5 protein-coding genes are annotated in these 7,807 nt (G+C 47.6%); 4 read left to right on the top strand and 1 reads right to left on the bottom strand.

All coding sequences use genetic code 11. The annotated features are described in order from the left end of the window. The coding region (locus QP794_RS30870; RefSeq protein WP_285080604.1) for a helicase-related protein at window positions 1–1,135 on the top strand (1,135 nt) is incomplete at its 5' end. Window positions 1,136–1,171: 36 nt separating this feature from the next. On the opposite strand, the gene QP794_RS30865 is transcribed toward QP794_RS30870, so the two are convergent. Further along, complete coding sequence (locus QP794_RS30865) at window positions 1,172–1,399, bottom strand: hypothetical protein (RefSeq protein ID WP_285080603.1); 228 nt, start codon at window positions 1,397–1,399, stop codon at window positions 1,172–1,174. Here QP794_RS30865 and QP794_RS30860 point away from each other — a divergent pair. From QP794_RS30860 to QP794_RS30850, 3 genes are all read left to right on the top strand, one after another. Next, window positions 1,394–2,392, top strand: coding sequence for a ComF family protein (locus QP794_RS30860; protein WP_285080602.1), 999 nt, complete (start codon window positions 1,394–1,396; stop codon window positions 2,390–2,392). The genes QP794_RS30865 and QP794_RS30860 overlap by 6 nt on opposite strands. 331 nt (window positions 2,393–2,723) lie before the next feature. Then, window positions 2,724–6,728, top strand: coding sequence for a fibronectin type III domain-containing protein (locus QP794_RS30855; RefSeq protein WP_285080601.1), 4,005 nt, complete (start codon window positions 2,724–2,726; stop codon window positions 6,726–6,728). Beyond that, entirely contained in the window at window positions 6,713–7,714 is a 1,002-nt protein-coding gene (locus tag QP794_RS30850; RefSeq protein WP_285080600.1) for a fibronectin type III domain-containing protein, read from the top strand. The genes QP794_RS30855 and QP794_RS30850 overlap by 16 nt, the downstream gene beginning before the upstream one ends. The last annotated feature ends 93 nt before the right edge of the window (window positions 7,715–7,807 follow it).

Below are 7,807 nucleotides of genomic sequence, written 5' to 3'. Positions count from 1 at the left end.
CGGTGAAGCATCGCGTCGTGGCATGGCCGTTGACCCCACCGAGGGCGGACTTGCCCGGTGGGGGTTGAGCCCGGCGCAGAGCGCGGCGGCTGCCGAGGCGCTGGCGTTTTTGGCCCGGCCATCCGCAGGGGATGGGCCGGGGCGGTTTTTGCTGTGGGCCGTGACCGGGGCCGGTAAAACCGAGATGATATTCCCTTTGCTCCAATACATATTGGAGCGGGGTGGACGAGCTCTTGTTGCTACGCCGCGCAGGGATGTTGTGCTGGAGCTTGCTCCTCGTCTGGCGAAGGCGTTTCCCGACATCTCACTTGCTACGCTATATGGAGGCAGCACCGAGCGCTGGAAAGACGCACAGCTCACACTCGCGACAACGCACCAACTGATGCGTTTTTACCGGGCATTCGATATCGTCATTATCGACGAACTCGATGCTTTTCCCTATCACAACGATCCTATGCTCGCTCATGCTGCAGCGTCCTCGTGCAAACCTCATGGACACTTTGTATACCTGTCTGCTACGCCGCCAGCTCGGCTGCAGAAGGAAGCTGCTCAGGGGGGACTCGCTCACGCCAGAGTACCGGTTCGTTTTCATCGCCATCCCCTGCCTGTGCCACACCTGATGAAAATGCCTACCGTCGCTGAATGTATTCGGAAGCGGGAGCTGCCCGCCACACTAAAAAAAAGCATTCAGACTTCATTACTACGCGATGCTCAGGTATTTGTATTTGTGACACGCATCGCGCAGATTGAAGCGTTTATTCACTTGATGCGTCGCATGTTTCCACAAATCCATATCGAAGGAACATCATCCCAAGATCCAGATCGCGCGAGCAAAGTGATTGCTTTTCGTGAACGGACCATACGTCTGCTCGTGACCACCACTATCTTGGAGCGGGGCGTCACCATCCCGCGTAGCGATGTATTCATTTTGGATGCGGATAATGGCCTCTTCGACGAAGCATCTCTGGTACAGATGGCGGGTAGAGCAGGTAGATCCATGGATGATCCAGCAGGAAGAGTCGTCTTTGCATCGTCCCGTCGTACACGTTCTCAGGTCCGAGCAGTGGCACAGATCCGAAAGATGAATACCATCGCCCGCCGCAAAGGATACCTGCACCCACCGTCTCATCCATAAATCCAACTTTGGAGGCTCAAATCTATGCCCATCTGGCTAAACGATATAACTGATCATTTGCACCAGCTTACCCATCGTCTGCATAACCTGTTCACCCCACCAGGAGCAACTTGCCTGACCTGTGGAACCCGAGCGATCCTTTCGAAAATCTATCCAGGGGTATGTACCCGATGTGTACAGCAAATTCCGTGGATTCGTACCATTCGCTGCTTGCGCTGTGGTCGAGGAATCGGTTGCCCGGACTGTGTCCGTCCACACATGCAAAACCGTTCTTTCATCCTCAACCGCAGCGCCGTTCAGTACAATACTTTAATGAAGGAATGGATTGGCATGTACAAATTCAAAGGTCACGCACGCTACGCGCCGCTACTAACATCTCTTCTGATTCAAGCATTTCAAGCAATGAGTGAGGAACTTAACCCTGTTTTGGCAAAAGAAACCCTGGCCCCCGTGGCTCATCCCGCCACCCCTGCTCAATCTCATATGGATGCCAGTTCACATCCATGTAATTCGAGTGCGTCAACAAACGCACTCGTTCACCGACCAGGCGGGGGCGATTTAAACAACAACGCGCCCGTTCACCGACTTGGCTCGCGTCAATCAATCAGCACGCCTGTTCACTCACCAAACTTGTATGCGCCCGTGCATATACACGCGCAACTCAATAGCCACAGCCCATACGCGAGCTATACGCATGCTCATCCAGGAGCAGCACCACGCAACCGCCAGTCGCTGCTCCAAAACAACAAGCCGCGATGGCGGCCAGACGTGGTGACCTATGTCCCCGTCAGCAACGAACGCCTTGCCGAGCGCGGCTTCAACCAGGCCGAGCGGCTCGCATCAGGACTCGCCGCAGCCTGTCGGCTACCAGTTGTTGATCTGCTACAGCGCCGGATCAACACCACCAAACAAAGCTTCAAAACACGCGGCGAGCGCATCCAGACCATGCAGGATGCTTTCTCAATGCAGCCGGGTGGAACGGAGATAATGGCTGATCTCTACAGAGCTTCAAATGAAACCATGCCAATGAACATGCATTCACAGCCAGTTAATTCATATACGATTGGAAAAGAAGCCTCTTCACATATCCTACCTACAGCACAAGGTGGGCGTATTGCTCCCTTACGCTTGTTACTGATTGATGATATTTACACAACCGGTAGTACCCTGGATGCCTGTGGACATGTGATCTTAAACGCTGGGCATTCGATGAACATTCCAATCGAAATTTACACGCTGACTTTGGCCAGATCCTGACCTTTGATATGCATATTCACTTAATAGATGGCTATCTATGTGGTTATCATACGCAAGTTAGATAATGAACTAAAATTAATAGCTTTTATATACAAAAGGGAAAGTACGTTCTTGTATGTACAGAGTTATCACTTTTGTTTATTTTCATATACATACATATAATTTGTGTGTTGGTTGTTTAACGAAATTATAAGCATAAATTTAGACAAGAATATTTTTATATGTAAAAAAGAGGAATTGTTTTTGCCGTGTAGAATAGATAGTTCTGCCGTTCACCATAGGTGACAGCACAGGGAGTGGCAAAACATATCTTTTTAAGGGGAGAACAAAGGTGAGTGCAGGAAAAAGAAAAAATGGGTTTTACTTATGGACCGTCCGTTTACTGGTGCTGATGCTGGTATTCGGACAGTTTGGCGTGTACGAGGGGAACCGGGCGAATGCCGCAACAGGTAGTGGTATTGTCTCATCGAGTAATGACTTTCAGTATGTAATGACAAACAACAACGGTAAATTACAGGTGAACCAGAGGGATGTTAACCTCAGTTGGGTTAGATCCTACAACATTTCAACAACAGGTTACTCTTTTACAAGAAGGCAGTCTATCTTGGGATTTACCAGTGATATTACGAATATAAGTTTTGGATCGTATACCTCTAAATATACGGGGCAAATCGATAATGCATTTCTTATTGATTTAAGTAAAGTTCGTGAATACTTCACTGAGATGACGTATAGGCAATCCGGCATGGAAGTGGGGCAATGGACCATTTCGAACTATAATGTTTTGGGTCAGCTTACACCGGTTGATGTATACAATTATGATGTTAGGCAGTTAAGTTTGGTTGTTAATGCGGATACGGGAGAGGTCGTGGACTTCTATTCTGAACTGAACCCATATTATACACGCAAAGCGGAACCGGCCTCTTTTACCAAACAGTTGGTGGACCCGGTGACGATTGACAACATGCCAGCTATTCCAGCTGGGATCACAGGAAAACAAAGTGAAAGTGCAGTTAACTTGAACTGGCAGCATGCGCAGCAGGCTGTGCAATATGAAGTTGAGGAGAATGGCATCATTAAGGGACCTTATTATGGGACAACCTTTGTCAGCAACGCATTATTGCCAGATACGTTGTATTCCTATAGAGTGCGTTCTCTTAATTCAATAGGTACAAGTGAATGGAGCTCGTTGTACGAGATCAAAACCTTGCTCCAACAACCGGTGATTTCGGCAAGCTCCCAGGAAGGTAAAAATATTATCCAATGGAACGCGGTTGATCAAGCTAGTCATTATCAATTAAAGATTGATGATGAAACGCCTATTGAGCTTGGCAATGTGACATCGTATGAGCACGAGGGTCTCGCAGCAAACTCAAGTCATACGTATACGCTAAAAGCTCTGTCTTCGAACAATGAGAGCGATTGGAGTAAAACCATAACGCAACTGGTAGTTCCGGACTCCGTCAGTGGTTTGAAAGTAACAGAAGCAACATTTAATAAAGTTGCACTATCCTGGACCGCTGTAAAAGGTGCGACAGGTTACGATTTAGAGATTGATGGTAACATCGTCGCTGTAACTGGTACCACATACAGCAAAACAGGACTCATTCCTAATACAGAACATACTTTTCGGTTAAGACCTAAAAATACAGGCGGGGCAGGCAGTTGGTCTGATCTGTTAACCGTGTCTACTCAATTGAGTACACCCGTATTGAAATCAAGCCCTTCACAGGAAGAAATTATTCTCGTTTGGCCTTCTATTGAGGGTGCTACTTCATATGAAGTGGAAGCCGATGGAGTAATTGTTGGTAATGTTGTAGATCCGACATTTACGCATACCGGACTCACACCAGCTACAGCTCATAAATACCGTGTGCGTGCTTTGACCGATACCAATACAAGTGCATGGACAGCCATACTGACTCAAAATACGTTACCAGGTTCTGTGGCAGGATTAACAGTGAATTCTGTAACCAATACGGCTATAGCATTAAAATGGACAACTGTAACTGGAGCTACCGGATACGATCTGGAAATCGACGGAACAGTTGTCGCTGTCACCGGCGTTGCCTACACGAAGAGTGGCCTTGCAGCAAACACAGATCACACCTTCCGCATACGGTCGAAGAATGCCGCTGGTGTAGGAACATGGAGTGATTTAATCAGCGGAACCACGCTATTGAATACACCTGTTTTGAAAGCCGCATCGGAAGAAACCGCTATTAATCTGACGTGGGCAGAAATCGCCGACGCTACGAAATATGAAGTAGAAGCCGATGGCGTGGTAGTGGGGACGGTGAGCGAACCTTCATACACGCACAGCAGTCTGCTCGCAGGAACAGCACATAAATATCGTGTACGGGCTTTGACCGACACCAACACAAGTGCATGGACAGCCATTTTAACGCAAAGCACATTGCCTACCTCTGTTACTGGACTGACTATTAACTCCGTAACGAATGTAACAATAGCTTTGAAATGGAATGCAGTAACCGGAGCAACGGGATATGACCTGGAGATCGATGGGACCGTAGTATCCACTACCGCTACTTCATACAACAAAAGTGGTCTTACAGCAAACACAGATCACACCTTCCGCATTCGTTCCAAGAATGCCGCAGGAGTAGGAACATGGAGTGATTTGATTAGCGGAACCACGCAATTGAACACTCCTGTATTGAAAGCCACATCGGAAGAGACAGCCATTAACCTAACATGGGCAGAAATTGCCGACGCTACAAAATATGAAGTTGAGGCTGATGGTGTGGTGGTGGCCACAGTGAACGAACCATCGTACACGCATAGCGGATTGCTTGCAGGAACAGCACATAAATATCGCGTGCGTGCACTGACCAACACCAATACGAGTGCATGGACAGCTATTTTGACGCAAAGCACAATCCCAGCTTCCGTCAGCGGACTGACTATTAACTCGGTAACGAATGTAGCAATAGCATTAAAATGGAACGCAGTAACTGGAGCAACTGGTTACGATCTGGAAATCGACGGTACAGTTGTCGCTGTTACTGGCGTTGCCTACACGAAAAGTGGTCTCGCAGCAAATACAGATCATACCTTCCGCATCCGTTCCAAAAATGCCGCAGGTGTTGGAACGTGGAGTGATTTAATCAGCGGAACAACACAATTAAACACTCCTGTATTAAAAGCTACATCGGAAGAAACGGCTATTAACCTGACATGGGCAGAAATCGCCGACGCTACGAAATATGAGGTGGAAGCCGATGGTGTGGTATTAGCGACAGTGAACGAACCTTCGTACACGCACAGCAGCTTGCTCGCAGGAACAGCACATAAATATCGCGTACGTGCTCTGACCGACACCAACATAAGCGCATGGACAGCCATTTTAACGCAAAGCACATTGCCTGCTTCGGTTACCGGATTGACCATTAACTCCGTAACGAATGTGGCAATAGTTTTGAAATGGAACGCAGTAACCGGAGCAACGGGATATGACCTGGAGATTGATGGCACGTTAGTATCCACTACTGCTGCTGCCTACACGAAGAGTGGTCTTGCAGCAAACACAAATCACACCTTCCGCATCCGCTCGAAGAATGCCGCGGGAGTAGGGACGTGGAGTGATTTGGTCAGCGGAACTACGCTATTAAATACCCCAGTGTTGAAAGCGACATCGGAAGAAACGGCTATTAACCTGAGATGGGTAGAAATCGCCGATGCTACGAAATATGAGGTAGAAGCCGACGGTGTGGTAGTAGCGACAGTGAACGAACCTTCATATAAGCACAACAGCTTGCTCGCTGGAACAGCACATAAATATCGCGTACGTGCTTTGACGGACACGAACGCAAGTGCATGGACAGCCGTACTGACTCAAAATACGTTACCAGGTTCTGTTACTGGATTAACTGTAAACTCCGTAACCAATACGGCTATTGTCTTGAAATGGAACGCAGTAACCGGAGCAACTGGTTACGATCTGGAGATCGACGGTACAGTCGTCGCTGTTACTGGCGTTGCCTACACGAAGAGTGGTCTCGCAGCAAATACAGATCACACCTTCCGCATCCGTTCGAAAAATGCTGCAGGAGTAGGAACATGGAGTGATTTGATCAGCGGAACTACGCAATTGAACACTCCTGTATTGAAAGCGACATCGGAAGAGACGGCTATTAATCTGACGTGGGCAGAAATCGCCGACGCTACAAAATATGAAGTGGACGCTGATGGCGTGGTAGTGGTCACAGTGAACGAACCATCGTACACGCATAGCGGCTTGCTTGCAGGAACAGCACATAAATATCGTGTACGTGCTTTGACCAATACCAACACAAGTGCATGGACAGCTATTTAACGCAAAGCACACTGCCTGCTTCCGTTAGTGGATTGACTATTAACACGGTAACAAATGCAGCAATAGCATTGAAATGGAACGCGGTAACCGGAGCAACGGGATTTGACCTGGAGATTGACGGCACAGTTGTTGCTGTTACTGGCGTTGCCTACACGAAGAGTGGTTTCGCAGCAAATACAGATCATACCTTCCGCATCCGTTCCAAAAATGCCGCAGGATTAGGAACATGGAGTGATTTGATCAGCGGAACTACGCAATTGAGCACTCCTGTATTAAAAGCGACATCGGAAGAGACGGCTATTAATCTGACGTGGGCAGAAATCGCTGACGCTACGAAATATGAAGTAGAAGCCGATGGCGTGGTAGTGGCGACAGTGAACGAACCTTCGTACACACATAGTAACTTGCTCGCAGGAACAGCACATAAACATCGCGTACGTGCGCTGACCGATACCAATACGAGTGCATGGACAGCCATTTTGACGCAAAACACATTGCCTGCTTCGGTTACCGGATTGACTGTTAACTCCGTAACAAATATAGCAATAGCTTTGAAATGGAACGCAGTCACTGGAGCTACAGCTTACGATTTGGAGATCGATGGTACAGTTGTCGTTGTTACTGGAGTTGCCTACACGAAAAGTAGTCTTGCAGCAAACACAGATCACACCTTCCGCATTCGTTCCAAGAATGCCGCTGGAGTAGGGACATGGAGTGATTTAATTAAGGGAACAACACAATTGAGCATCCCTGTATTGAAAGGAACTTCAGAGAGAACCAGTATTCTATTAACATGGGATTCAGTCAGTGGTGCCTCTTCATATGAAGTTGAAGCAGATGGTCAAATCGTAGCCACTTTAAATGATACAACCTTTATTCATTCCGATTTGCTTCCATCGAGCTTTCATAAATATCGCATTCGTGCATTGAATGATCAAAATATAAGTGCTTGGTCTTCTATAGTAAGCATCAAAACATTAAATTAAGGAGTAGATCGGGGGATAGGTTGCGCATACATGCACCCTATCCTCTCTTTTTGTTCGCAAAGAGACTATGGCTTGATGTGAAAAAATAAGGTA

This window comes from Paenibacillus sp. UMB7766-LJ446, assembly GCF_030226665.1.
Classification (GTDB): Bacteria; Bacillota; Bacilli; order Paenibacillales; family Paenibacillaceae; genus Paenibacillus; species Paenibacillus vandeheii.
Note: the sequence above shows the minus strand (reverse complement) of the source record. Positions and strands in the feature narration are given on the sequence as shown.

Coding starts and splice junctions, on each gene's coding strand:
- QP794_RS30860 (WP_285080602.1), top strand. CDS start 1,394: ATGCAAAACCGTTCTTTCATCCTCAACCGCAGCGCCGTTCAGTACAAT.
- QP794_RS30850 (WP_285080600.1), top strand. CDS start 6,713: ATGGACAGCTATTTAACGCAAAGCACACTGCCTGCTTCCGTTAGTGGA.